This is a genomic window from Paenibacillus typhae (genome assembly GCF_900099765.1).
GTDB classification, from domain to species: Bacteria; Bacillota; Bacilli; order Paenibacillales; family Paenibacillaceae; genus Paenibacillus_AQ; species Paenibacillus_AQ typhae.
In genome coordinates this window covers 254,740-278,639 of the sequence record NZ_FNDX01000004.1, presented here as the reverse complement: position 1 = coordinate 278,639, position 23,900 = coordinate 254,740, and the positions used below count along the sequence as shown (strand labels likewise).

Below are 23,900 nucleotides of genomic sequence, written 5' to 3'. Positions count from 1 at the left end.
TTGTGTCACAGGCAACCTTAAATGCTGCACCTCCGAATGCCCCTGCCGAAAAGGTCTCCGGTCCTTGGCGCGATGCGTGGAAGGCTTTCCGTAAGAACAAAACGGCCATGATGGGTTTGTGCATTATCGTCTTTTTTATTCTGATCGCGCTGCTGGCTCCACTTATAGCGCCTTACGACTATAAAGAGCAGGAGCTTGTCAACCGGCTTCAGGCCCCTTCGGCCGATCACTGGTTTGGTACGGACGATCTCGGTCGTGATCTGTTTACACGCGTGCTGTACGGGGCACGGATATCGCTCTGGGTCGGTTTCTTCTCCGTAATCGGCTCGATTATCGTCGGTACGATTCTCGGCGTGCTGGCCGGGTTCTACGGCAAATGGATCGATATGATCATTTCTCGGCTGTTTGATATTTTGCTGGCTTTTCCGGGCATTCTGCTCGCGATTGCCATCGTTGCTATTTTGGGGCCTTCCCTGCAAAACGCGCTGTACGCTATCGCGATCGTTAACATCCCTACCTACGGCAGGCTTGTTCGGGCCAAGGTGCTCAGCCTGAAGGAGGAGGAATACATAACGGCCGCACGCGCCATTGGGATGAAGAACAGCCGTATTCTGCTGAAGCATATTTTGCCGAACAGCCTGACGCCGATTATCGTGCAGGGCACGCTAGGCATCGCGACCGCCATTATCGAAGCGGCCGCTCTGGGCTTCCTCGGTCTTGGCGCGCAGCCGCCCGATCCGGAGTGGGGCAAGATGCTGTCCGACTCGCGGCAGTTTATCCAAAAGGCACCGTGGACGGTTATTTTTCCAGGGGGGGCGATTATGCTCACCGTGCTCGGTTTTAACCTGATGGGGGACGGCCTGCGCGACGTACTCGATCCTAGAATGAAGAGCTGACGAGTGGAATTGTACATGCACTAATCTATTAGCCGTCCGGTCCTGCAGGGCCGGGCGGCTTTGTTTGTGGTAAGCCCAGCATGGCATGGGCGTCATCTCTAGGGTGAAAGTCCCGAACGGGGGCTGGCAAGCGCCTACCGTTAGCGAAGGGCAAAGGTGTGCACCGCTAGGTGGAATCTGAAGGAAGCCGGAGGAAAAAGCACAGCCTGAGGTACACGAATCCAATCGGAGCGGTTGCAGCCGTAGACTTGGGCAGGCGCGGGCCGAAAGATGGCGTTCTTATCTGGGAAAACCTGCCGGATATGCAAGGGAAAACTTGTAACCGATAGTAACGAGTGAGGAATGGTATGGAGGAGTCGGAAAGAATACCTGGTGCTCGCCCCTCCTCCTGCTCATTGGACGTATGTGTGCCTGCCCGTACTAAGGCGAGGAGTTACAATCCGTTGCCGTTGCAATGCCTGTTAACAAGCCGCACCAAAGGGAAAAATCCCCTTAAATCGCTTCAACCGTCCGCAAACGAGCCTTGAATCGGCCCATCCATCCGCAAACGAGCCCCGCCAAGGGGAAAATCCCCCCTAATCCGGCCCATCGTCCCATCCATCTTACGAGGAGAGTCTCTTTAGGCTATCCATCATTATACTTATTGACAACCTGTATATACAGGTTTAAACTGTGTGAAGTGTTTGATCTTGTATATACAGGTTTAAATGATTGGGAGAGAACCAAATTCTGGAGGTGCTTCATTTGACACAGACCCGGTATTCGGAATGGTGGCGCCGGTCCACGGTGTATCAGGTATACCCTAAGAGCTTTAAGGATACGACAGGCAACGGAACAGGAGATATTAAAGGGCTTACAGAGAAGCTGGATTACCTGCAGGAGCTTGGCATTGATATTGTCTGGCTGCAGCCGGTCTACGTTTCACCGCAGTATGATAACGGTTACGACGTAGCCGATTACGAGGCGATTAATCCGGACTTCGGCACGATGGAGGACTTTGACGAGCTTGTGCAGGAGCTGCACCGGCGCGGCATGAAGCTGATGACCGATATTGTGGTCAATCATACCTCGGTTGAACACGAGTGGTTCAAGCAGGCGTCTTCCGGCAAGGACAACCCGTACCGTGACTATTATATCTGGAAGGACCCGGGCCCGGATGGCGGGCTGCCCAACAACTGGCAGTCGAAGTTCGGCGGTCCGGCCTGGCAGTTCGATGAAGCGTCGGGGCAATATTTTCTTACCCTGTATGACAAAACGCAGGCAGACCTCAACTGGGAGAATGAGAAGGTGCGCCGGGCAGTGAACGATATGATGCTGTTCTGGGCCAAAAAGGGTGTCGACGGCTTCCGGATGGATGTCATTAACGTCATCTCCAAGGATCAGCGCTTCCCTGATGATGACGGCAGTGTGCCGCCGGGAGACGGGCGCAAGTTCTACACCGACGGACCGCGGGTCCATGAATTCATCAAGGCGATGTACGATGAGGTGTTCGGGCCGTATGAGATGGTAACGGTCGGAGAGATGTCCTCAACGACGCTCGAGCATTGCATCCGTTATTCCAGTCCCGAGGAGCGGGAGTTCTCCATGACGTTCAATTTCCATCATCTGAAGGTGGATTATCCGAACGGGCAGAAGTGGGAGCTGATGCCGTATGATTTTGAGGCGATGAAGCGGCTGTTCACGCAGTGGCAGACCGGGATGCAGCAGGGCGGAGGCTGGAATGCCCTGTTCTTCAATAACCATGATCAGCCGCGGGCGATTTCCCGGTTCACCGACGATAAGGCCTACCGTGTGGAAAGTGCGAAGCTGCTGGCGACAACGCTGCACGGCATGCAAGGTACACCTTATGTCTATCAGGGTGAAGAGATTGGCATGCCGAACCCGATCTGGAAGGGCATTGAAGAATTCCGCGATATTGAGTCGCTGAACATGTACCGGATTTTGCAGGAGCAGGGTAAAAATCCGGGCACAGCGCAAAGCATCCTTCAGGAGCGTTCACGCGACAATTCCCGGACACCAATGCAGTGGGATGACAGCCCAAATGCGGGCTTCACCACCGGAACACCGTGGATCAAGGTAGATGAGCGGTATCCGGATATCAATGTGCAAAAAGAGCTCGCCGATCCCGGCTCCATCCTCCATCACTACCGCAGGCTGATCGCTCTGCGCAAGGAGCATGATGTATTTGTGGAAGGGAGCTTCATCAGACTGGATGAGGCCCATCCTGAGGTGTTCGCTTATGCCAGACAGGCAGAAGGAGCGGCGCTGGTGGTCGTTTCGAACTTCAGCGGAAAAGAAATCACCTTCCGCTTCGGGGATAAGCAATGGGCAGAGCTGGGTGAGCGCAGCGGGCAGCAGCTGCTGATCGGCAATACGGCAGAAGCCCCGGTCTTAGCGCAGGAGCTTCCGCTTAGCCCGTATGCCTCCTACATGTGGCTGATCCGCAAATAAATAATATTTCATCATTATAACTACAGCAGGTAAGGAGTGATCACATGGCTATAGACCGCAAAAATGTAGAGGATATCGTCCGGGCCGTCGGGGGCAAAGAGAATATAGAGGTTGCCACACACTGTGTAACCCGGCTGAGATTCTCTCTTTATGACGAGAGCAAGGTGGATTCGGCAGCGCTGGACCGCAATGACCTCGTTAAAGGGCAGTTCTCGACCCAGGGCCAGTTCCAGATCGTAATCGGGCCGGGTACGGTCGATACCGTCTACGATGAAATGATCAAGATTACCGGCGGGTCGCGCGCCTCCAAGGATGAGGTGAAATCGGCGGCTGCCCGTAAGCAGAACCCGCTGCAGCGGGCGATCAAGACGCTGGCCGATATTTTTATTCCGATTCTTCCGGCCATCGTTACGGCGGGTCTGCTGCTCGGGATTAATAATATCCTGACCGGACCGGGCATCTTCTTCGACGAGCAGTCGCTGGTTCAGGTCTATCCGGCCTGGAGCGACATTGCTTCCATTATCAATACCATTGCCAGCACGGCGTTCACGTTCCTGCCGGCACTGATCGGCTGGGCCGCAGTTACGCGCTTCGGGGGCAGTCCGCTGCTCGGGATTGTGCTGGGACTTATCCTGGTGCATCCGGATTTGCTGAGTGCCTATGGCTATGCCAACGCCTCGCTTGAAGGGACGGTTCCGACCTGGAATCTGTTTGGCTGGCATATCGAGAAGATCGGTTACCAGGGGCAGGTGCTGCCGGTACTGGTCTCGGCTTATATTCTGGCCGCCATTGAGAAATTCCTGAACAAACGGGTGCATGATTCCATTAAACTGCTGGTCGTTGCACCGGTAGCGCTGCTGATCACAGGCTTTCTGGCGTTTACCATTATCGGACCGCTTACGTTTGCCATCGGTAATGCGATTACGGACGGTCTCGTTTATATCTTCGACCACTTTGCACTGCTCGGGGGCCTGATCTATGGCGGCTTGTATTCCGCGCTGGTCATCACCGGGATGCACCATACGTTCCTTGCCGTCGATGTCCAGCTGATCGGCAGTGAGGGCGGAACCTTCCTCTGGCCGATGCTGGCGCTGTCCAACATTGCCCAGGGGGCTGCCGCACTCGCGATGTTCTTCCTCGTCCGGGAGCAAAAGGCCAAGGGGCTTGCCGTCACCTCCTCTGTATCCGCCTTCCTCGGCGTTACGGAGCCGGCGATCTTCGGGGTTAACATCCGTTACCGTTATCCGTTTTTCTTCGGACTGATCGGTTCCGGGCTTGCCGGTATGCTGCTGACGCTGAATAACGTTCGGGCCTCATCCATCGGGGTAGGCGGGATTCCCGGCTTCCTGTCGATTTTCCCGAACCAGTGGGGCGTATTCTTTGTCGGGATGGCGATTGTGCTGATTGTGCCGTTTGGTGCCACTATGCTGTATGGGCGTATAGCTGTGCAGCGCGCCAAAAAGAATCAGCCGGCAGAGACTGCCCGGGCCGGCGCGGTGAACACGACCAATGAACTCAGCAGCCGCAGCTCTGTGCAGGCCTCGCAGGAGCCGGTGAACATTCTGGAGCTGGCTGCACCGATAAGCGGAACGGCAGTGCCGCTGGAGCAGGTTCCTGATCCCGCTTTTGCCGAGAAGCAGATGGGTGAAGGGATTGCCATTGAGCCGTCTGACGGTAAGGTCTATGCACCGTTTGATGCTACAGTCGCCCATGTCATCAAGAGCAAGCATGCGCTGATACTGGAACATGCCAGCGGGGTGCAGGTGCTCATTCATGTAGGAATTAATACGGTATCTCTAAAAGGCAACGGATTTACCCCGCACCGTAATATCGGCGACAAGGTCCGGGCCGGAGAGCTGCTGCTGGAGTTCGATATGGATGCCATCCGTGCTGCCGGTCTTCCGGTCATTACACCGATTATTATTCCTGCCGGGCAGGATAGGGTAGAACGGATTGAAGAGAAGACCGGACCGGCGACAGCCAAGCAGACCGGTATCCTGACCATTCATCTTAAGGGCTGAACCAGCCCGCACCGGTAAAAATGACTGCAGATGGACAGCCCTTTCGGGGCTGTTTTTCTGTTACGCCGTGTCCACATTTGAAGCGATGCTTCCTTCGGCATTGCATGATACAATATAGGACGGTGATCAACATTGAGAGAAAATATCTATCTGCAAATCTATAACGAATACAGCAGCCGGATTCATTCCGGCCAGCTTCAGCCCGGGGCCAAGCTGCCGTCCGAAAGTGAGCTTGCCGAAAGCTACGGCACCTCCCGGGAGACGGTGCGCAAAGCGCTTAATCTGCTGTTCCGGGAAGGCTACATCCACAAAATCAAAGGCCGCGGCTCGTTTGTTCTGGATATGACCCGGATGGATTTTCCTGTGACCGGCCTCATTTCCTTCAAAGAGATGGCTGATACGCTGGGCGGCCCGTCCCGGACCCTGGTTGAAGAGACCGTGCAGGAGCCGGCCGGCTCCATGCCGGCCAGGCAGCTGCAGATTCCGGAGGATGCCCTGATCTGGAAGGTCATCCGGGCCAGAGAGATTGAAGGGGAACGGATTATTCTGGACAAGGACTATTTCCGGGCAGATATTGTGCCGTTTCTGAGCAGGGACATTGCCGCAGGCTCCATCTATGAATATCTGGAAGGGAAGCTCGGGCTGAAGATCAGCTATGCCAAAAAACTGATCTCCGTAGAGCCCTCGACAGAGGAGGACCACCGGCTGCTTGATCTGAAGAAATACACGCATATCGTTGTCGTACGAAACTACGTCTATCTGGAAAACACCGTGCTCTTCCAGTACACCGAATCCAGGCACCGGCTGGACAAGTTCCAGTTCGTGGATTTTGCCAGACGGGTGCGGCGGTAAATGTGCAGCAAAAAAAGTATCCTGAGAGCCGACTGGCCGGGGTACTTTTTTTTATTTTCACCTATCAGGAGCGTATTCATAAATAACGGCCTTGCATTTTAATACTATCAATTTATAATAATCTATTAATATGTTCGGGCAAGAAATCCGGGAGAGGCAGGCGCATACTATGAGACTTTTGTTTTCACAGGTGAATACAGCGGAAGAAGCTGCTGAGGTGGCACGGTTGGCGGGAGAAATATGGCGCGAATATTATGTTTCCATCATTACAATGGAGCAGATTGATTACATGATTGAAAAGTTCCAGTCTGTTCAAGCCATTACGGATCAAATCTTTAATCAGGGCTATGAATATTACATAATCCGTGGTGACGGCTCCGCAGTCGGATATATGTCGGCCAGACCCGCAGAGGGCAAGCTCTTCTTGAGCAAGTTCTACATAGGCAAGGAGCACAGGGGGCGCAGCTATGCCAGCCAGGCGCTGGCTTTTCTGGAGACGCTGTGCAAAGACCGGAGCCTGAGCCATATTTGGCTGACGGTCAATCGTCATAACGAATCCAGTATTGCGGTATATGAGAAAAAAGGCTTCCGGACTGTACGGGAACAAGTTGCGGATATCGGGAATGGATTCGTCATGGATGATTTCATTATGGAAAAAGAAATTCCGGTTCAATAGTGTAACTTAGTTGAATAACGACACGCGGCAGCTGACTAGTAATCAGCTGCTGTTTTATTTGGCTGTATGGGATTATTTTCAATCTGATCTTGAGTAATTTTGTTTCCTATGTTATACATGTAATATAACAAACAAACAAAGGAGGGCTGTTTTTGTTCATAGAGCTCGATCTGCAATCGGAGACACCGATCTATACACAACTGGTTGACCAAATCGTCGAAGGGATTGCCTCCGGTGCCTTGCAGCCCGGGGATCCGCTTCCGTCGATCCGTAGCCTGGCTGAGGACCTGGGGATCAATCTCCATACCGTCAACAAAGCTTACAATTTGCTTAAACAGGAGGGCTTGCTTCAAGTACACCGGAAGACAGGCGTTATCGTTCAGCCGGGCGGGATGCCCGGTGTGACAGAGGCGTTCGAGGAGAAGCTCCGGCGGCAGCTGCGATCTCTTGCGGCGGCAGCTGCGGTAAGAGGCATGGGGGAAGAGGTATTCGCGCAGGAGAGCAGATCGGTGTACCGGGATATTATTACGAATCGCGGAGGGGAATAACATTGGCACAACAACCGGTAATCTTGATATCGAGCCTTTATGTAATGATCGTTCTGATGCTTAGCTTACAGGTCTATCTCGGGTTGCGGACTGTGCTGTTCGGTATTGTGCTGCCTGAGGAGGCTGTGCAGGACCCTGCCGTCCGTGCCATTCGCCGGAATTATGCTATGCTTACCAGCGGTTTTGCGGCCGTTGCCGGCGGAGGGGCTTGCTTTTTATGGTTGCGCCATCTGCCTGCGTGGGGGCTCCTGATTTGGACGGCAGCTATTTTGCTTTCAATTATTGGGTCAGGCTTTGCCATGTGGATCAGCCGCTTGTCTGCAATGCGCTTGAAGGCGGCCAGAGGCTGGGAGATTGCCAAGCAGAGTAAGCGAGCAGCAAGTCTTATGGCCGGAAGGAAGCATAGACCGGTGTTAAGCCCTTGGTGGTATTCGGTAAATGCCGCCGTGACGGCGCTGTGCATCTTCTTCGCTGCTGCGAAATGGGATACGATTCCGCAGGTGCTGATTCTCGGGGATTTCAGTTTTAACAAATCCGTGTGGATTGTGTTCGTACTGAACATGGTGCAAGCGCTAAATATCACCGTTTTCCTCTGCTATAACCGGCTGATCAGCCGCGCAAGGACATCGCTGGATCCCCAGGACCGGGAAGGGTCGCTGCAGAAGCAGCTGGCGCATAAGCGAATCCATTCGGTTTTGGCCTGGGCCGCTTCATTGCTAATGATTGTATTCGTAGGAGTGGCACAGGCCATAGGATTGTACGGCTGGAAGGGAAATCTGCTCTTCCTCTCCGGCATGTCGCTCGTGGCAGTACTCTTCGTGGCCCTAATCGGCGTAATGCTCTACATGCGGATCAAAGGTATTGATCAGCTAACGGACGTCCCGTCGATGGAGGAGAGACACTGGAAGTGGCTCGGCAGCATCTACGTGAACCCTGAAGATCCGGCATTGATCGTCCCGAATATTCACGGCTTCGGCTGGACGATCAATATGGCCAATCCCCGCAGTAAGTTTATAGTCGCCGCAACGGCAGCCATTCCGGTGATCGAATTTATCTTGATTTTGCCCGTTATAAATAAATAAGGCGAAAGTCTGGAGGGAAATTTCAATGATGAAAGGCCGGCGGATCATTCTGGTTTTGTTCATTTTGTGTCTGCTGCTGGCAGGCTGTGATGACAACACACCGCTTGATGCAATGGAGAATATCGCAGGGGCGCTGAATATATCTGAGACGGTCTCCTATGAAATCACCGGGAAAACTGCAACGGTAAAAGCAAATCTCCTCACGTCAAAATATGAAACGAACAGTGTGCAATACGCCCTTATTGATCATGGTGATATCGTCGTATCCGGCCAATCCGGCAAGAATGATGAGCATGGACAGAGGCCGCTCACGAAAGACACACTGTACGGGATCGGCTCGACGAGTAAAATGTTTACCACGGTCGCCGTCATGCAGCTGGCCGATCAGGGAAAAATCAGCCTCGATACGCCGGTTATCGAATATGTCCCCGGGTTTAAGATGAAGGATGAACGTTATAAGCAGATTACACCGCGTATGCTGCTGAATCATTCTTCCGGGCTGATGGGCTCCTCCTTTACGAACGTCTTTTTATTTGAGGATAACGATACTTATGCCCACGACACGTTGCTGGAGCAGCTGTCCGGTCAGACCTTGAAGGCGGACCCGGGGGCGTATTCGGTTTACTGTAATGACGGATTCACCCTGGCAGAGATTCTGGTCGAGCAGGTCAGCGGTATGGATTTTACCTCTTATATCCACCGGTATATTACGGAACCTCTGGGTATGGTTAATACGAAGACTCCGCTCGATTCTCTGGACGGAATGGAGATGGCGGGACTCTTTTATCCTACATATACAGGTCAGCTTCCAAACGAGACGGTTAACGTAATCGGAACGGGAGGCATTTATTCCACAGCGGAGGATTTGGTCCGTTTCTCGACTGTCTTTACGGGTGGGAAAGAAGAAATATTGGCCGACAAATCGGCTGCGGCCACCGCACAAGACGAGTACAAGACACCATTATGGCCTGACGCTGCTGATAACTCCATAGACTACGGTCTCGGCTGGGACAGCGTTAATCTGTATCCGTTCAGTGAATACGGAATGAAGGCACTAACCAAAGGCGGGGACACGAATCTATATCATGCGTCGCTCATTGTGGTTCCCGGACAGGACATGGCTGCAGCTGTTGTCTCTTCCGGAGGGAACGGCGCGTACGATCAGCTTCTGGCGACCGAGATCCTGCTTCAGGCGCTGAAGGAGAAAGGGGCCGTTGCTGAATTCAAGCCTGAGAAGTCATACGGTGCACCGGTAAAGGCTGATATGCCGGAGTCCGTGCTGCAGTATTCAGGAATCTATGGTGCGAGCAATGCAACGATGAAGATCAATATATCCGAAGGCGGAGTCTTGTCCATTACTTCGGAGCAATCGTCCGATAATCCGGCTCAAAGCTTCGGGTATTCGGCAGACGGTACATTCCGGAGTACGGACGGGAATACGATGATCAGCTTCGTGACGGAAGAGAATGGCCGTACTTACTTATGGAATCGTCAATACGTCTTAGTGCCGGGTCTTGGGCAAATAGCTGTGTCTGTATACAATGCGGAGAAACTCCAGTCTCAGGATCTTCCTGCAGAAACCAAAGAAGCATGGATAAAGCGCGATGGAACCTATTATCTGTTGGATCAGAAGTATACGTCGCTCATGTATCTGGTGTCGCCGTCCATCGAATTGAAGATGTCGAAGCAGTTGCCAGGGTACATGTTGGATAAGAGGATAACCGGCCTCAATACAGCTGTTTCCGAATTGCAAATTCCGGGAGGGAACGGGCGGGATCTCTCGGATCTTACTTTCTTTACACAAGACGGCGTTGAGTACTTGAAGATGGGTGGATTCATCCTAGTGAGCGAGAGAGCCTTGAAGCCGTTTAACTTCGCCGAGCAGTCAACTGTCACAATCCCGTCCAGCGGATACGCCAGGTGGTATACGGTAAGCGACAAAGACGGAGGGAAAGTTATTAAGATGAACACGCCCCCGAACGCTTCTTTCGCCATTTATGATGAGAAGGGAAAATGCCTCTATTTCAGCGTCATCGGAGGTAAGGATGAGGTCGTACTGCCTTTGGGGGGAGCCATCGTTTTCGCCGGGGATGCCGGGGCAGAGTTCGGGATTTCCGTGCAGTAACTTTTAAGCGGGAGTAAAAAGAGCAGAGCCTGCAGACACGGTCTGCAGGCTCTGCTCTTTTTTTGGGGACGGCGGTGGTGCCGTCCTTTTTGTTATTTTTTGTGTCCTCTCACGCCATTCTCGGCATTTAGCTTGGCGATCAGCTTGTCGCCTTCGACGTCGAGGTTCGGCAGCAGGCGGTCCAGCCATTTCGGCAGCCACCAGGCTTTGTCGCCGAAGACGGCCATAACGGCCGGAACGAGCGTCATCCGGATGATGAAGGCATCGATCAGGATCCCGAAGGCCAGGGCGAAGCCGATCTGCTTGATCATCGCATCAGGGGCGAAGATAAAGCCGGCAAAGACGGAAACCATAATGATACCCGCAGCAAGCACGACGCGGCTGGCCAGATCGTAGCCGTGCACGATGCTGTCATTGCCGTGGCGGCCGTGAACGTAAGCCTCGCGCATTGAACTGACCAGGAACACCTGGTAATCCATCGCCAGACCGTACAGGATACCGGTAACCAGAATCGGCATGAAGCTGAGCAGCGGTCCGCCGGTATCAAAACCGAACAGGGAGTGCAGCCAGCCCCACTGATAAACGGCTGTAGTCACGCCGAAGGTGGCAAGGATACTGAGAATGAAGCCGACTGTTGCTTTGATTGGCACAATGATCGACCGGAATACGAGCAGCAGAATAATCAGGGAAAGAACAACAATGATACCGATGTAAATAGGGAAAGCATCGGAAAGCTTGGATGACATATCGATGTTAATGGCGGTAAAGCCGGTTACACCAAGGGTAATATCGTTGTCGGACGCAAGACTGTAGGAAGGATCGCGCAGATCCTGCACCAGATCTCTTGTTTCTGTATCTGTCGGCCCGGTTTTTGGAATCAGGCTGATAATCGCGATATCGCCTGTTTCGTTAACACCCAGCGGAGATACCAGGGTGACATTGTCATGCATCTGCAGCTCCTGGGTCAGCTTGCCCAGAGTTTCCATCGAGATTTTGTCCGAAGGATTATTCGGCTGGGCAACCAGCAGCAGCGGGCCGTTGAAGCCTTCGCCGAAGCCTTTGGAGATGACGTCATAGCTCTGACGGGCCGGAGTATCCAGGTTCGCCGAGGCGCCGGAAGGAATGCCGAGCTCCATTTTGGTTACCGGAATCGCAGCCGTTCCGAGAACAAGCACAACCAGAATAATGATCGGCCAGCGGAATTTCACTGTGGCGTTAGCCCAGCGGTGCGAGAAGCCGTGATGCTCTTTGTTGCCGGCTGCGTTGCTCTTGGAGCGCGCTTTGGCTGTGCAGATTTTTTCTCCGACGAGACCAAGCAGCGCAGGCAGCAGAGTCAGTGCCAGCAGGACGTTGATCAGTACGCTGACTGCGGCAACAAGCGCCATGGTGGACAGGAATTCCATCCCGATGACCAGCATCCCGCACAGGGCGATAATAACAGTCAAGCCGGCAAAAAATACTGCGCTCCCCGCAGTCCCGACAGCCCGGCTGGCCGCCTCACGCGCGTTCAGCTTCTCATCGAGAATCAGGCGGCGCTGGCGGTTGACGATGAACAGGGAGTAGTCGATCCCGACAGCCAGACCGATCATTACGGCCAGAATTGGCGTAATGTCATTCATCTGGATTACACTGCCGAGGGCAAATGCGCCGCCGACACTGATACCTACCCCTAGAAGTGCGGTAATCAGCGGCAGTCCGGCTGCTACAACCGAACCAAGGGTAATGAACAATACGACTGCAGCCACGGCAACCCCGATCGCTTCAGTGGAACCGATAGAAGGCGTGCTCTTAAGCGAGTCACTCGGAATTGCTGTAATACCGGAGCCAGCCTGCTCGACTTCCGTAACAGCCTCGATCACGTTATCGGGTACTTCGGATGGCAGTGAGGTCTGCTGCACGGTGAACTGGAACTGGAACAGGGCAATGTTACCGTCGGAGGACAGCATAACGCCGGGAACCATAGCGCCGTCAACGAGCAGCGGGCCGTAAGGAGCAGCTGATGCAGCTTGCGCGGCGGCGGCAGCCTGGGCCGCAGCGGCTTGAGCTGCTGCATCGTCCTGGCCTGCGGCAGCAGATGGATCAGCGGCAGCGCCCTGGCTTGCGGCAGCGGACGAATCAGCGGCAGCGCCCTGGCCTGCGGCAGCAGATGGATCAGCGGCAGCGCCCTGGCCTGCAGCAGCAGATGGATCAGCGGCAGCGCCTTGGCCCGCAGCCGCGGACGGGTCAGCGCCTGCTGCCTGTGCCGCGGCGGCTTGGGCGGCCAGCTCAGCAGGGTTAATGATATATTCCATGCTGTACACATCATTAATGGCCTTCAGGAGCAGAGCGGCCCGTTCAGGCGTATCGAGGCGTTCGCCTTCCGGTGCGGTGAAGGCGACGCTGGCCTGGCCGCCGGCGGCAGCCGGAAGCTCTTCGGCCAGCATATCCAGCACCTTTTGCGATTCGGTGCCTTCAATTTTCATTTCGGAGCTGGACTGGATGCCGTTCACACCGAGCAGCGCGCCAATCACACCGAGAATAACGATCCAGGTGCCGAGGAAATACCAGGGCTTGGAATAAGCCGATTTCCCCAATCGGTACAGAAATGTAGACATGTAATGGTTTCTCCTTTTTGTCTCTGGTTTAAAAGCCGTTGCGTAAGTAATTGAACATGGAGGTCAGATATTGGTCAAAAGATACAGAGCCGGGCCGGTCCTCCTGCGATTCACCCGGCAGCAGCACGTTCAGCCGTCCGTCCAGTATAGGTACAAAAGCTCCATAAACTGCACCGGCCAGCAGATGTGTATACCCGTCGGAATACCGGCCGTGGGTGAACCGTTCGAGCACTTCCTGGGCGGCCATCTGCAGCCGGCGGAACACGCTGAGGATGTACGGCTCCAGCGACGGATACTGGTTGGCCAGCGATGCAAATTGCCTCAATCTGCGCAGAAATTCAGAAGTGAACTGCAGCTTGAGCAGGCTGTACAGGGCATCCAGCGGTGTCGCGTCCGGCGCCAGATGCGCTAACAGGTCATTTTCGTCCTCACTGGTTGCCCTGTTCATGAAATACTCTGCCACTGCTTCTTCTTTACAGGAAAAATAATTGGCAAAGGTTCGCCGGGAGACGCCCGCCTGCCGGACAATATCGTCAACAATGAAGCCGTCCATGCCGTGTACCAGAGCAAGCTCAAAAGCAGCTACAGATAAAGCGTAAGCGGTGGCCTCCTTTTTCTGGTCGCGCAGCGTCAGCTTGGGGTTCAATGTTCATTTCCTCCTTCCTTGAGAAGAGTAATAGTTTAAATTCTAAAGTTTATTAAAGCATATATTTGCCCAAAGTGCAAAAATGCTCAATGGGCAAACATGGTGAGAGTGAGGGAACGTCTATATACAACTGTTAAAGGAAGATTGCCTTTGGGTAAGAGTGCTAATAAAGCTATAGCGGAAAGGGTGTTTTATGCTTTGGGCGGAGATTAGGTGCTGCGGATGTTTGTTCGCTGGTGTGGGTGCACTGGGCGGAAGAAATATCGGGCGACCCGGCTTAGCGGCCGAAATGTAGGGCACAAATGCCCTTGAATCCGGCCGATCGGGCCAAACGGCCGAAATGAAGGGCAAAAATGCCCTTGATTCGGGCTGCCCCGGCCAAATTGCCGAAATGAAGGGCAGAAATGCCCTTGAATCTGGCCGACCGGGCCAAACGGCCGAAATGAAGGGCACAAATGCCCTTGAATCGGGCCGCCCCGGCCAAACGGCCGAAATGAAGGGCAAAAATGCCCTTGATTCGGGCCGCCCCGGCCAAATGCCCATGAATCCGGCCGCCCCGGCCCTAGATCCCAGCCCAGCCAGCAACCCGACCCGCCTGATGCTCCCAGCTGATCGTTCAACGAACATACAGCACAGCCACACTCCCAGGCATCTCGTTCCGCCACGGGATACCGCCGGAAAATTCTGCTACAATAAATTCATTAGAATACTATCCGAGGAGGCTATACAGTTGAAAGCTCTGTTACTGCAGGAAAAAGGTAAATGGAATGAGATGAAGGTTAGTGAAATCAGCGCACCTGAGCCGGCAGCCGGCGAAGTGCTGGTAGAGGTGCATGCGGCCGGACTTAACCCGGTTGACTATAAAACCGCCACCGGCGGCAACCCCAATTGGACCTATCCGCATGTGCTCGGGCTGGATGTGGCCGGAGTGATTACCGCAGTAGGCGAAAGTGTGGATCAATGGAAACCCGGTGACCGGGTCTTATATCACGGGGACCTTACCCGGACGGGCGGGTTCGCGGAATTTGCCTTGGCCAAGGCCAGCACGCTCTCGCGGATACCGGATTCTGTAGATTTCACGGATGCTGCTGCGCTCCCGACAGCCGGTTATACAGCTTACCAGGCGGTGCACGGCAAGCTGCCGCTTACGCAGCTGAACACCCTGCTGATCCATGGAGGCGCGGGAGGCGTCGGCGGATTTGCCGTTCAATTGGCGAAGCTGGCCGGAAAACGGGTAATTTCCACCGCATCGGGCCACAACCGTGAGTATGTGAAAAGCCTGGGAGCGGACCATGTGATCGACTACCGCGAGGCAGACGTAGCCGCCGAGGTGCTCCGTCTGACAGACGGCAGAGGGGTGGATGCGGTAATTGATTCGATCAGCAGACAGAGCGCAACCCAGGGGCTGGAGCTGATTGCCTTTTTCGGGCATGTGGTGCATATTGCCGGTGCGCCGGACTATACGTCGGTGAAGCCGTTTACCAAAGCTTTTTCCGTCCATGAGGTTGCGCTTGGCGCTGCACATCAGTCCGGTGATCCGGAGGCACTGCGGCAGTTGTCTGTAATCGGTGACGAGATGCTCGCGCTGCTTGCCGCAGGTAAACTTTCCTCTCTGCTGGAGGAGGTCATTCCGCTGGACCAGGTGCCGGCAGCTTTGGTGCGCCTGTCAGAGCGGCATATCCGTGGCAAAATCGTAGCAAAGCTGAAATAAGGCGGTGAGCGTCCGCTAATTCGAACTTTCTCCGAAGTCACAGCTACACTTGGGAGAAGGCATTGCAGTTATTTGTATCTGAATGGGTTTGTATCTAAATGTGTTTGTATCTGATTTGGTCGTATATAAATTAAGTGGAAAATCGCCACCTAATTCAATAATAATCGCAAGTATCAGGAAGCTAGTTGGAAAAAAGTCACCTAAATTCATCAAAAATACCTCGAAAGCTAACAATCGCCCGAAATAAGTAACTTTTTTCCAACTAATAGTTGCATATACCTGAAAGCTCAAGAATTAAGTGGCGAAAATCCACCTAAACCGTTTGAACCAGCACCAGCACCAACACCAGCACCAACACCAGCACCAACACCAGCACCAGCACCAACACGAGCAACAGAACGACACCGCCAGCAGCACAAGAACGGCAACAGCGGAGGGCAGCACATACCCAATCTGCTAAGTACACGTTGGAGGGGACTCATGAAGCCTTTTAAATGGTTATTGATATCAGCAGCAGCTCTAGCAGCTCTAATGGTAACTTCCTGCAGCGGCGGATACTCCGAAGCCGGGAAGAAGCAGAAGGCCTCTGAAATGAAAGAGTACCTGGAGGAGAAGTATTCTGAAGCTTTTATAATAGAAAAGGTTGAAGAGCTGCGTTATCACCGGGTAGGTGCGCTCACAAGCGGAGAGGTTGCCGGAGTGCAGGCTGCCGCTTACCCTGCCGGAAATCCGGAGACGGAGTTCAGGGTGGAGTATTGGGAGAAGGAAAATGTCATTGAAGACGGCTATATCAATCTGATCATGTCCGATAAGCTCGCCGAGCTGGTCCAACAAAAGGTTCAGTCGATCTGGAAGACGCCGGCCAAGCTGGATGTCGTCTATTTTGAAGGGCCGTTCGGCTCGCTTCCGGACAGCAGCTACACTCCCGCAGCAGAAGTGAAGGATTACCCGTATGCAGCAGGCATTAATGTGTTCATGGCACAGGAAGGCGAACTGGATAAGCGGGTACAGGCCACGCAGATCAGGCAGCTGAACCAGGAGCTTAAGGAATATGGCATAGCGGATTTCCTCAGCGCTGTCTTTTTTATGAACCAGGAAGATTATAGCCAAATCGAGGCCACACTTCAGGATATAGACGAGAAGAAAGATGATGAGTATAACCTCTACAGCTTTTGCAGACCTAAGGCGGATTGCTGGGTTTCCGGGGGGCAGGGGGACGAGACGGTAGAGGAACTGATAGCGGATTTTTCACTTGGAAAAGAGTAATGTAAACGCGGCTGCGTTCTCCACCTATGGAGGCGTAGTCTTTTTGTCATCCTGATTGACAATTTGTAGCGATATGTATACATTTGTATACATATAGGTTAGCGAAGGAGGGATTCGAGCATGAAAGACCAGTGGGAGCACGGCGGGCCTGGTGAGCGTAACTGCGAAGGCCGGCATAAAGGCAGGCACCATGACGGAGCCAAGACGTTCCGCCGCGGGCGGGCGCTGGAATTTTTGAATGTGCTTGAGGTGAAAAGAGCAACGCTGAAGCAGCAGGTGGAAGCGCCGGAATACCAGGAGATCAAACCGGTGCTGCTCGGTGAGCTCAAGGCGGTAGAGATGGTGATTGACGAGTATACCCGGCATTTTGAGCTGCGCCGCAAGGAAGCGGATGAGCCTCAGACGCCAGAAGGGGATTCATGATGTGGGAATTAAGACGTTATTTGAAGCCGTATCTAAAATTTATGATTCTGGCTCCGCTGTTCATGATGCTGGAGGTCTTTTTTGACCTGCTTCAGCCTACGCTGGCTGCACATATCGTTGATAACGGCATTGTGAGCCGCAACTTCAGCGTTATTGAGCAGACCGGGTTTCTGATGCTGGGCGTTGCTCTGCTGGGGCTGGTTACCGGCGTGCTGTGCAACTTTTTTGCCAGCCGGGCCTCACAGAATTTTGGCGCCGATATCCGTGAAGCGCTGTTCACGAAGGTGCAGACCTTTTCCTTTGAAAATGTCGATGCCTTCAAATCCGGCTCGCTGATGACCCGGATGACCAGCGATGTCGTGCAGGTGCAGAATCTGGTGCAGATGGGCCTGCAGGGTCTCGTCCGCTCACCCAGCCTGCTGATCGGCAGTGTGGTTATGGCGCTGATTATCAACCGTCGTCTTGGGCTTATTCTACTGGGCACGCTGATTGTCCTGATTGCTGTAGTCGCGCTGCTGATCCGTTTTTCAACTCCGATTTTTTCGGCGGTGCAGGGGAAGCTGGATGCCGTTAATACACGGATTCAGGAAAATCTGGCGGGAATCCGGGTCGTCAAAGCTTTTGTACGCGCCGGCTATGAAACAGGACGGTTCCGCGAGGTCAACGGGGAGTATACCCGGGTCTCGATCCGGGCAGCCCGCTTTATTGCGCTGAACTCCCCGATCGTCACGCTGATTATGAACGCTTGCCTTGTAACCGTGCTGCTGTACGGCGGGAACCAGGTATCGTTCGGCTCGGTGAAGGCAGGCGATCTGGTCGCTTTTGTAAACTATGTAGTCCAGGTATTATCTTCTCTCCTCATGGTCAGCAGTCTGCTGATGAACGTGTCACAGGCCAAGGTGTCGGCTGACCGGATTCAGGAGGTGCTGGCTGCACAGCCGCATATCCGCTCTGCTGAAGCAAAAAGCGAATGCTCTTTGCCAGGCCGCAGTGTCAAGCTGGAGAATGTATCCTTCTCCTATAACGGTTCATCCGATCCGAAGGATCTGGTGCTGCAGGGGATTAATATTGAAGCTGAGCGCGGAGAAACGGTGGCCATTATCGGGGCAACCGGCTCCGGCAAAACCACGCTCGTCCAGCTGATTCCCCGGCTGTATGACGTTACGTCAGGCTCCATTCAGCTTGACGGACAGGATATCCGCGGGCTTCCGCTGCAGGAGCTGCGGCGGCGGATCGGGATGATTCTGCAGGAATCCTTCCTGTTCACCGGCACGATCCGCGACAATATCGCCTTCGGCAAGCCTGATGCAGAGCAGGCCGAGGTGGAAGCGGCGGCGCGAATCGCCCAGGCGCATGATTTTATCAGCAGACTGCCGGAAGGCTATGAGACGAAGCTCGGACAGAAGGGCGTCAACCTGTCCGGCGGGCAAAAGCAGCGGCTGTCCATTGCCCGGGCGCTGCTCGTGAGGCCGCCGGTGCTGATCATGGATGACAGCATGAGCGCCCTGGATGCCCGGACGGAGCGGCAGCTGCTGGGTGCGCTGAAGGATATTACGGCAGAGGCCGTGACCTTCCTGATCGCCCAGAAAATATCGTCCGTTACGGAAGCGGACACGATCATCGTACTCGATGACGGGGAGATCGCAGGCAGCGGCTCCCATGAGGAATTATTGCAGAACTGCAAGGTATATCAGGAGATTTACCGGTCGCAGTTCGGCTCAGAGGAGGTGCCTTATGTCAGCGAACCCGCCGTCCAGTCCGTCTAACCAAGGCAAAATGCCGCAAAAGTTCGACCAGATGGGCTTCCGCCAGGGTCCGGGGCATATGCACGGCGGCGTACCCAAAGTAAGATCCAAGGATACCTTCGGCACACTGCGGCGGATTTGGGGCTACCTGAAGCAGGAGCGCGGGGCACTCACCTGGGTTATTGTGTGTACCGTACTGATTACTGCTCTTTCGCTTGCGGGTCCCTATCTGATCGGCAAGCTGTTCGATAACTATATCGTGCCCGGCCGGTTTGAAGGAATGTTCCGGATGGGCATGATCCTCCTGGGCGTATACGCCCTGAGCGCTTTCTTCACCTGGGTTCAGCAATATACAGCCTCGAGCCTGTCCCAGAATACGGTCCGAAATATGCGGCAAGATCTGTTCGAGCAGTATCAGCGGCTGCCGGTATCGTTCTTCGACCAGCGCACCCACGGCGAGCTGATGAGCCGGGCCGTCAACGATATTGCCAACGTCTCCAATACGCTGAATCAGACAGTAGTCCAGCTGATTGCCAGTGTGCTGATGCTGGCCGGCTGTCTGGTTATGATGCTCAGTCTGAGCGTGTGGATGACGCTGATTACCATTCTGACCGTCCCGCTTATTACGTTTATTGTTAAAAAAATCTCCGTCCATACCCGCCGCTACTTCTCGGAGCAGCAGCAGCATCTCGGCGAGGTGAACGGCTTCGTCCAGGAAAATATCTCCGGCCTCAAGGTCGTCAAGGTATTCGGCCGTGAGGAGGAGGCAGTCCGCCAATTCCGGCAGATCAATGAACGGCTGCGGGCCGTCGGAGTGAAGGCGCAGACCCTCTCCGGCTCCATGGGCCCGATGATGAACGCGATGCGCAATCTGACCTTCCTTGTTATCGCGGTGTCGGGCGGTATTTTTGCTTACCATGAAATGATCACGATCGGTATTATTGTCAGCTTCCTCAATTATTCCAACCAGTTCAGCCAGCCGCTGAACCAGCTCGCCAACCAGTACAATCTGTTCCAGTCAGCGGTTGCCGGGGCGGAGCGCGTGTTTGAAGTGCTGGATCTGGAGCCGGAAATGTCTGGGGAACAGGAAGACACGGCAACCCGGCGGATCAGGGGCGAGGTGGTATTCGAGCAGGTGGGCTTCGGCTATAAACCTGAGGTACCCGTGCTGAAGAATCTCTCCCTGCACGCCGAGCCCGGCCAGATGCTGGCACTTGTCGGCCCGACCGGAGCAGGCAAAACAACGATTATCAATCTGCTGACCCGCTTCTATGAAATCCAGTCCGGGCGGATTCTGATAGACGGTGACAATATCCGTGATTTGGATAAGCAGACGCTCCGGTCACAGATCGGCCTTGTGCTGCAGGATGCCTACGTTTTCTCGGGGACGATCCGGGACAACATCCGGTACGGGCGGATGGAAGCTACGGATTGGGAGGTTGAGGAAGCGGCTAAGCTCGCAAATGCCGATGTGTTCATCCGGAAGCTGCCGAACGGCTACGATACGTATCTGAATGCCGAAGGCGGCAACCTTAGCCAGGGGCAGCGGCAGCTGCTGACCATCGCCCGTGCTGTGCTGTCCAATCCGTCGATTCTGATTCTCGATGAGGCGACCAGCAATGTAGATACACGGACAGAGCTGCATATCCAGGAGGCGATGCGCAAGCTGATGCAGGGCCGGACCAGCTTTGTCATTGCCCACCGGCTGAGCACCATCCGTGAGGCCGACGCCATTCTGGTGATCCAGGACGGACAGATCAGCGAGCGCGGTACCCATGAGGAGCTGATGGACCGCCGGGGCTTTTATTATGAGATGTACCAGAACCAGTTTGTATCGGGGACGGCAAGCTAGAAACGCCTCTATTGAGAGCAGCTATTCTTCTTCAGGGAGGAAGGCTGCTCTTCTCTTATACTTATTTTTGTTAAGCTCCCTAACGGGCAGCTATACGCAACTTTCAGGGAATGTAAACATCTAAATAACGCAAGGAACGAGGAGGCAGACAATTCATGGGAGGAACGAATGTATGGGATGCGGAGTGGGAGGTTAACGAAGAGCAGGCGCGAACGCTGATCGGCAGACAATTCCCTCAGCTGTCATCGAAGCAAGTGAAGCGATTGGGCTGGGGCTGGGACAATACGGTTTTTCTCATCGGTGACGAGTACGTGTTCCGGTTTCCAAGAAGAACGATTGCAGTTGGCTCGATTCGAATGGAAGGGAAACTGCTGCCGAAGCTGGAGGCATATATAACCATCCCCTATCCGAAACCGTTGTTTTATGGCGAAGCAAGTGACGAATACCCGGCACCATTTCTTGGCTATGCCTACATGCCAGGAGATTTCCCAATCGGTTTGACTGAAGAACGCCGGGCTTTATCGGCAGAGGCGCTGGCGAAATTTTTGCGGAGATTGCATGAGTTTCCGGTGCAGGCGGCGCTGAAGTGCGGAGTTCAGCAAGATCATCGAAACTTGACGGACATAGCATCGCGCAAAGTGAAATTGGAGGGCTTTCTATCGAAGGTGGTTGAACACTTGTCGCCGGAGGAGTCCGGTGTGATCGAAGCGTATATAAGCAGGCTGCAAAAGGACCGTGTCGAACCGGTGAATGTACTGCTGCATGGCGATCTTCATTTCAAAAATATGCTTGTGAATGAGAACGGAATCGTTTCCGGCATCATTGATTGGGGCGATCTGAGCGTAGGCCATCCGGCTTGCGATTTGAGCGTTGCTTATAGCTTTTTTCCACCTTACGCTCGCGGCGTGTTTTTCGAAACGTACGGAGGAGCGGACGAGGAAACAAAGCTGCTGGCGCGGCTGATCGCGGTATACATCCCCATACTGATCTTAATGCAAGCGGTCGATGACGGGAATGAAGACATTGCGGCAGAAGCGAAATCCAACATCATGCGGGCACTGTCGGATTAGGCTCATTATTTAGGGGAGCTTGGATTCGTGCTTCCGCTGAACCGGGTGAAGCCGGAGCGGGTCCATGCGCTGGCGAAGCAGCTGCTTATAAGCCATGACAGCCTCCTTAGTTGTATGCTGCCCAAGATTACCCTGCAGCCGCTGGTGGAGAATGCGATTATGCCTGGCATTATGGAAACGGGAGGAGCGCAGGGGAACGTCAACAAGCGCCTGAGTTTGTTTTTTGGCAGTGAAGCCAGGGACATAGCGTTCATAAGCGCAGCAGGCAAAGGGACCAGTGTCATAATTGATGCTCCTGTTTAACGAAGCAGCGGCAGAACAAGACTCAATAAATAAAGTCTTAGGCTGCCGCTGTGCGTTAGTTTAGTGCCATTCACATCTATTCCATCCCCCGTAAAAAAACGTTATACCTTCGCCATTGTTTCAAAAACTACCTGGGTTAGTTGTTCGGAGAGGTCCCACAATCTGGAGGCTACAGCAGTGTCCAATGCCTGCGGAGCCAGCTTGCCTGGCCTTGGCAGACCTCTCGTTTCCGCGAGTCTGGCTGGACCGTAATAGATTCCGGCCTTTGCGTCCGGTGAAGTGGCAGCAAGCAGCGACGGAAGTGCACCTTGCGCTGCCGGCTGGAACAAGATCGGTCCTAACAGTCTGCGGGTTCTTCCAGCAGAGCTTTTAGGACCAGCCCCGTTTAGAAGCAAGTCGGTGCGGGATACTCCAGGATGAACCGGAATGCTCATCACTCCCCAACCGAATCTTTCGCTGCGCCGCTGCAGCTCCAGTGCAAACATAATCATTGCTAACTTGGATTGGGCATAAGACTCCATTGCATGATAACGGCGTTCAAATTGCAGGTCATCGAAATGAATAGACCCGCTGCGGTGGGCAATACTGCCCAGGCTAACGACTCGCGGCTTATTTCCTTTGCGCAGCAAAGGCATCAGATGCGCCGTCAACGCGAAATGTCCCAGATAATTCGTGCCAAACTGAAGCTCAAAGCCGTCTTTCGTGACTTGGCGGGTAGGCGGTGTCATTACGCCTGCATTATTGATCAGAAGATCAAGATGTTGCCGTTCTTTATTCATCTGTTCACCAAACGCCTGCACCGAGGCCAGATTGGCAAGATCCAGTTCTACAAAGCGTATGATAGCTGAGGGAACGATGCTACGGATCTTTTTAACTGACTCCGCTCCCTTAGCGGCGTTGCGTCCGGCGAGTATGACTTCAGCTCCATGTTTCGCCAGCTCCAGGGCCGTTTCGTAGCCGAGTCCGCCGGTACCTGTAACTATAGCTGAGCGGCCCTGCAGAGAGGGGATATTTGCTGCTGTCCATTTCGGGAATTTATTCATTCTTCCTTCACTCCTTCGTCTTAACGTCCGGCATTTGAATTGAAAGTGGTCCATCCGTTCGCTATACTTAATGCTAATACTTAGAGAACTATCGAAGTCAAGCAGTCTTTAAAACCCTATCAGGGAGGTGAAGATCATGTATAGCATTAATGAAGTAGCGGCCCTTTGCGGCGTGACGGCACATACACTCCGCTTTTATGATAAGGAGGGATTATTGCCCTTTGTGGGACGCAACGCGGCGGGAAAACGAATATTCTCTGATGGGGACTTGTTGCTCGTCAAAGTGATTTGCTGCCTGAAGAACACCGCAATGCCTATCAAAGATATCAAAAGATATATCGAATTGATTATGGAAGGCGATGCTACCAAGGACACACGGCGCAGCATGATGATCGAGCACCGTAAGGAAGTGCTGCGGCAAATGGATGAATTGAAGAAAAATCTGAACATTATCGATTTGAAGGTCGCCTTATACGAAACCAATAATATGGACCTGCTGCGAGAGATTTAGCAGCTATTTAGTTAGAGTGGTCTCTAAGTGAATACATAACATGAGCACGGCATGTAATTGAGAATTTGAGAACGCAAAAGTACAA

General features: G+C 53.7%; 19 protein-coding genes. 16 read left to right on the top strand and 3 right to left on the bottom strand.

Going from position 1 to position 23,900, the window contains the following annotated elements; all coding sequences use genetic code 11:
• The first annotated feature begins 2 nt into the window (after positions 1-2).
• The 8 genes from nikC (at position 3) to BLR64_RS05845 (ending at position 10,651) form a co-directional block, all read left to right on the top strand.
• Complete coding sequence (nikC, locus tag BLR64_RS05880; protein WP_090713126.1) at positions 3-896, top strand: nickel transporter permease; 894 nt, start codon at positions 3-5, stop codon at positions 894-896.
• 735 nt (positions 897-1,631) lie between these two features.
• Entirely contained in the window at positions 1,632-3,347 is a 1,716-nt protein-coding gene (gene treC / locus BLR64_RS05875; protein WP_415841136.1) for an alpha,alpha-phosphotrehalase, read from the top strand.
• A gap of 44 nt (positions 3,348-3,391) precedes the next feature.
• Entirely contained in the window at positions 3,392-5,368 is a 1,977-nt protein-coding gene (gene treP, locus BLR64_RS05870) for a PTS system trehalose-specific EIIBC component (protein ID WP_090713122.1), read from the top strand.
• A 132-nt stretch (positions 5,369-5,500) separates the two neighbouring features.
• Positions 5,501-6,220 carry a trehalose operon repressor gene (treR, locus tag BLR64_RS05865; protein ID WP_090713120.1) on the top strand — a complete coding sequence of 240 codons (720 nt, stop codon included), beginning with the start codon at positions 5,501-5,503 and terminating at the stop codon, positions 6,218-6,220.
• A gap of 169 nt (positions 6,221-6,389) precedes the next feature.
• Entirely contained in the window at positions 6,390-6,896 is a 507-nt protein-coding gene (locus BLR64_RS05860) for a GNAT family N-acetyltransferase (RefSeq protein WP_090713118.1), read from the top strand.
• A 152-nt stretch (positions 6,897-7,048) separates the two neighbouring features.
• The gene (locus tag BLR64_RS05855; RefSeq protein ID WP_090713116.1) at positions 7,049-7,444 is read left to right on the top strand and encodes a GntR family transcriptional regulator; all 396 of its coding nucleotides are present in this window, start codon (positions 7,049-7,051) and stop codon (positions 7,442-7,444) included.
• Between the two features lie 2 nt (positions 7,445-7,446).
• Positions 7,447-8,526 (top strand): DUF5808 domain-containing protein, encoded by a 1,080-nt coding sequence (locus BLR64_RS05850; protein ID WP_090713114.1) that lies wholly within the window; start codon positions 7,447-7,449, stop codon positions 8,524-8,526.
• A gap of 25 nt (positions 8,527-8,551) precedes the next feature.
• Positions 8,552-10,651 carry a serine hydrolase domain-containing protein gene (locus BLR64_RS05845; protein ID WP_090713112.1) on the top strand — a complete coding sequence of 700 codons (2,100 nt, stop codon included), beginning with the start codon at positions 8,552-8,554 and terminating at the stop codon, positions 10,649-10,651.
• A 92-nt stretch (positions 10,652-10,743) separates the two neighbouring features.
• Here the strand turns inward: BLR64_RS05845 and BLR64_RS05840 are convergent, their stop codons facing one another.
• Together BLR64_RS05840 and BLR64_RS05835 are read right to left on the bottom strand one after the other, a co-directional pair.
• Positions 10,744-13,245 carry an MMPL family transporter gene (locus BLR64_RS05840; protein ID WP_090713110.1) on the bottom strand — a complete coding sequence of 834 codons (2,502 nt, stop codon included), beginning with the start codon at positions 13,243-13,245 and terminating at the stop codon, positions 10,744-10,746.
• Positions 13,246-13,273: 28 nt separating this feature from the next.
• Complete coding sequence (locus tag BLR64_RS05835; protein WP_090713108.1) at positions 13,274-13,891, bottom strand: TetR/AcrR family transcriptional regulator; 618 nt, start codon at positions 13,889-13,891, stop codon at positions 13,274-13,276.
• A 730-nt stretch (positions 13,892-14,621) separates the two neighbouring features.
• Between BLR64_RS05835 and BLR64_RS05825 the strand changes: the two genes are divergently transcribed.
• The 7 genes from BLR64_RS05825 (at position 14,622) to BLR64_RS05795 (ending at position 22,261) form a co-directional block, all read left to right on the top strand.
• Positions 14,622-15,602, top strand: coding sequence for a zinc-binding dehydrogenase (locus tag BLR64_RS05825; protein WP_090713104.1), 981 nt, complete (start codon positions 14,622-14,624; stop codon positions 15,600-15,602).
• A gap of 480 nt (positions 15,603-16,082) precedes the next feature.
• On the top strand, positions 16,083-16,868 hold the full coding sequence (locus BLR64_RS05820; protein WP_090713102.1) for a hypothetical protein: 786 nt from the start codon (positions 16,083-16,085) through the stop codon (positions 16,866-16,868).
• 120 nt (positions 16,869-16,988) lie between these two features.
• Positions 16,989-17,291, top strand: coding sequence for a hypothetical protein (locus BLR64_RS05815; protein WP_090713100.1), 303 nt, complete (start codon positions 16,989-16,991; stop codon positions 17,289-17,291).
• Entirely contained in the window at positions 17,291-19,057 is a 1,767-nt protein-coding gene (locus BLR64_RS05810; RefSeq protein ID WP_090713098.1) for an ABC transporter ATP-binding protein, read from the top strand. The genes BLR64_RS05815 and BLR64_RS05810 overlap by 1 nt, the downstream gene beginning before the upstream one ends.
• A complete protein-coding gene (locus BLR64_RS05805; protein ID WP_244157624.1) occupies positions 19,026-20,888 on the top strand; it encodes an ABC transporter ATP-binding protein in 1,863 nt (620 codons plus the stop codon). Before BLR64_RS05810 ends, BLR64_RS05805 begins: the two co-directional genes overlap by 32 nt.
• 155 nt (positions 20,889-21,043) lie before the next feature.
• Positions 21,044-21,958 carry a phosphotransferase gene (locus tag BLR64_RS05800; protein ID WP_090713096.1) on the top strand — a complete coding sequence of 305 codons (915 nt, stop codon included), beginning with the start codon at positions 21,044-21,046 and terminating at the stop codon, positions 21,956-21,958.
• Between the two features lie 27 nt (positions 21,959-21,985).
• Positions 21,986-22,261, top strand: coding sequence for a sensor histidine kinase (locus tag BLR64_RS05795; RefSeq protein WP_090713094.1), 276 nt, complete (start codon positions 21,986-21,988; stop codon positions 22,259-22,261).
• Positions 22,262-22,362: 101 nt separating this feature from the next.
• On the opposite strand, the gene BLR64_RS05790 is transcribed toward BLR64_RS05795, so the two are convergent.
• Positions 22,363-23,304, bottom strand: coding sequence for an SDR family oxidoreductase (locus tag BLR64_RS05790; protein WP_090713091.1), 942 nt, complete (start codon positions 23,302-23,304; stop codon positions 22,363-22,365).
• 136 nt (positions 23,305-23,440) lie between these two features.
• Between BLR64_RS05790 and BLR64_RS05785 the strand changes: the two genes are divergently transcribed.
• The gene (locus BLR64_RS05785) at positions 23,441-23,815 is read left to right on the top strand and encodes a MerR family transcriptional regulator (RefSeq protein ID WP_090713089.1); all 375 of its coding nucleotides are present in this window, start codon (positions 23,441-23,443) and stop codon (positions 23,813-23,815) included.
• Positions 23,816-23,900 lie beyond the last annotated feature (85 nt).

Coding starts and splice junctions, on each gene's coding strand:
- BLR64_RS05815 (WP_090713100.1), top strand. CDS start 16,989: ATGAAAGACCAGTGGGAGCACGGCGGGCCTGGTGAGCGTAACTGCGAA.
- BLR64_RS05790 (WP_090713091.1), bottom strand. CDS start 23,304: ATGAATAAATTCCCGAAATGGACAGCAGCAAATATCCCCTCTCTGCAG.
- BLR64_RS05800 (WP_090713096.1), top strand. CDS start 21,044: ATGGGAGGAACGAATGTATGGGATGCGGAGTGGGAGGTTAACGAAGAG.
- treP (WP_090713122.1), top strand. CDS start 3,392: ATGGCTATAGACCGCAAAAATGTAGAGGATATCGTCCGGGCCGTCGGG.
- BLR64_RS05785 (WP_090713089.1), top strand. CDS start 23,441: ATGTATAGCATTAATGAAGTAGCGGCCCTTTGCGGCGTGACGGCACAT.
- BLR64_RS05810 (WP_090713098.1), top strand. CDS start 17,291: ATGTGGGAATTAAGACGTTATTTGAAGCCGTATCTAAAATTTATGATT.
- BLR64_RS05840 (WP_090713110.1), bottom strand. CDS start 13,245: ATGTCTACATTTCTGTACCGATTGGGGAAATCGGCTTATTCCAAGCCC.
- BLR64_RS05860 (WP_090713118.1), top strand. CDS start 6,390: ATGAGACTTTTGTTTTCACAGGTGAATACAGCGGAAGAAGCTGCTGAG.
- BLR64_RS05805 (WP_244157624.1), top strand. CDS start 19,026: ATGTCAGCGAACCCGCCGTCCAGTCCGTCTAACCAAGGCAAAATGCCG.
- BLR64_RS05820 (WP_090713102.1), top strand. CDS start 16,083: ATGAAGCCTTTTAAATGGTTATTGATATCAGCAGCAGCTCTAGCAGCT.
- BLR64_RS05845 (WP_090713112.1), top strand. CDS start 8,552: ATGATGAAAGGCCGGCGGATCATTCTGGTTTTGTTCATTTTGTGTCTG.